This window comes from Neisseria sp. HMSC03D10 (assembly GCF_001807625.1).
GTDB lineage: Bacteria > Pseudomonadota > Gammaproteobacteria > Burkholderiales > Neisseriaceae > Neisseria > Neisseria mucosa.
The window spans coordinates 1-2,256 of sequence record NZ_KV789494.1 but is presented as its reverse complement, the minus strand read 5'-3'; the positions used below and the strand labels follow the sequence as shown (position 1 = coordinate 2,256).

The following is a 2,256-nucleotide window of genomic DNA, read 5'->3' as shown; positions in this document are numbered from 1 at the left end:
GCCGTACCGGTTTAAAGTTAATCCACTATAATCAAACCATTCCCATTTAAAGCTGTGCCCAATACGATGAAACTCCCGCCGCTCAAACCCCTCATCATTACCTCGCTGCCCGTCTTCGCCAGCGTCTTTATCGCCGCGACCCTTGTCTGGCGGTTTGGCACGCCCAAGCTCGCCATGCCTTTCGTACTCGGCATCATCGCGGGCGGCCTCGTCGATTTGGACAACCGACTGACAGGTCGTCTGAAAAACATCATCATCACCGTCGCCCTGTTTACCATTTCATCGCTCGTCGCCCAAAGCACGCTCGGTACCGGCCTGCCTTTCATCCTCGCCATGACCCTGATGACGTTCGGCTTTACCATTTTGGGCGCGGTCGGGCTGAAATACCGCACCTTCGCGTTCGGCGCACTTGCCGTCGCCACCTACACCACGCTCACCTACACCCCCGAAACCTTCTGGCTGACCAATCCCGTCATGATTCTGCTCGGGACCGTGTTATACAGCACCTGCACGCTCGTTTTCCAAATCATCCTCCCACACCGCCCCGTCCAAGAAAGCGTCGCCAACGCCTACGAAGCGCTCGGTGGATATTTTGACGCCAAAGCCGACTTTTTCGATCCCGACGAAGCCGCCTGGCTCGGCAACCGCCAAATCGATCTCGCCATGAGCAACACCGGCGTCATCACCGCCTTCAACCAATGCCGCGCCGCCCTGTTTTACCGCCTGCGCGGCAAACACCGCCACCCGCGCACCGCCAAAATGCTGCGCTACTACTTCACCGCCCAAGACATACACGAACGCGTCAGCTCCGCCCACGCCGACTATACCGAGCTGACCGACACCCTCAAAAACACCGACCTCATCTTCCGCATCCGCCGCCTGCTCGAAATGCAGGGGCAGGCGTGCCGCAACGTTGCCGCCGCCCTGAGGAACGGCAAAGACTACACATACAGCAAACGCCTCGGACGCGCGATGGAAGGCTGCCGCCAATCACTCTCGCACTACACCGACGACCACCCCGAAAGCCGCAACATCCACCACATCCGCCGCCTGCTCGACAACCTCGGCAGCGTCGACCACCAACTGCGCCAACTCCAACACAGCGACTCCCCCGCCGAAAACGACAACAGCAGCGACACCCGCATCGCCGCCCTCGAAAACAGCAGCCTGAAAAACGTCTGGCAGACCGTCCGCAGCCAGCTCAACTTCGAGTCGGGCGTGTTCCGTCACGCCACGCGCCTCTCCATCCTCGTTGCCGCCTCCTGCACCATCGTCGAAATCCTCCATCTCAACCTCGGCTACTGGATACTCCTGACCGCCGTCTTTGTCTGCCAACCCAACTACACCGCCACCAAAAGCCGCGTGTACCAACGCATTGCCGGCACCATCCTCGGCGTCATCGTCGGCTCACTCGTGCCTTATTTTACCCCCTCCGTCGAAACCAAACTCTGGATCGTCATCGCCAGCACCACCCTGTTTTTCATGACCCGAAGCTACAAATACAGCTTCTCCACCTTCTTCATCACCATCCAAGCCCTCACCAGCTTCTCACTCGCCGGGCTGGACGTCTATGCCGCCATGCCCGTCCGCATCATCGACACCATCGTCGGCTCCGTCCTCGCGTGGGCAGCCGTAACCTACCTCTGGCCGGACTGGCGTTACCTCACCCTCGAAAAAACCGCCGCCCAAGCCGTCGGCGGCAACGGCGCCTACCTCAGAAAAATCCTCGACCAGCTCCAATACGGCATCGCCGACGACGTCGAATACCGCACCGTCCGCCGCCAAGCCCACGAGCGCACCGCCACCCTCAGCAGCACCCTCTCCGACATGAGCAGCGAACCCAAAAAATACGGCAACAACCTGCAAAGCGGCTTCACCCTCCTCAAAACCAGCTACGCCCTGACCGGCTACATCTCCGCGCTCGGCGCATACCGCAGCGAAATGGACGGCGCGTGCAGCCCCGACTTCGTCCGCAAGTTCTACCAAAGCGGCTACCGCATCGCCGACCTGCTCGAACGCCTCCCGCAAACAAGCGAACAAGATTTTCAGACGACCCTCTCCCAAATCCGAACCGACTTGGAAGCCTTACAAACAGAGGCAGGCGACGAACGTCAAAGCCACATCCTCCACCGGCAGCTCACCCTCATCGCCAAACAGCTCGATCCCTGCTACCGCAGCCTGCACGACATCGAAGCCATTCCGCAGGTTGCGTAATATTAATCGGCTGAGACCTTTGCAAAAAAGCCTTTCCCCCCA

1 protein-coding gene is annotated in these 2,256 nt (G+C 59.8%); it reads left to right on the top strand.

All coding sequences use genetic code 11. The annotated features are described in order from the left end of the window. Positions 1-66 precede the first annotated feature (66 nt). Complete coding sequence (gene yccS / locus HMPREF3066_RS01440) at positions 67-2,214, top strand: YccS family putative transporter (RefSeq protein ID WP_070439958.1); 2,148 nt, start codon at positions 67-69, stop codon at positions 2,212-2,214. Positions 2,215-2,256: the final 42 nt, after the last annotated feature.

What these genes read in the sequence shown, in the direction of transcription:
- yccS (WP_070439958.1), top strand. Translation starts at nt 67, where the DNA reads ATGAAACTCCCGCCGCTCAAACCCCTCATCATTACCTCGCTGCCCGTC.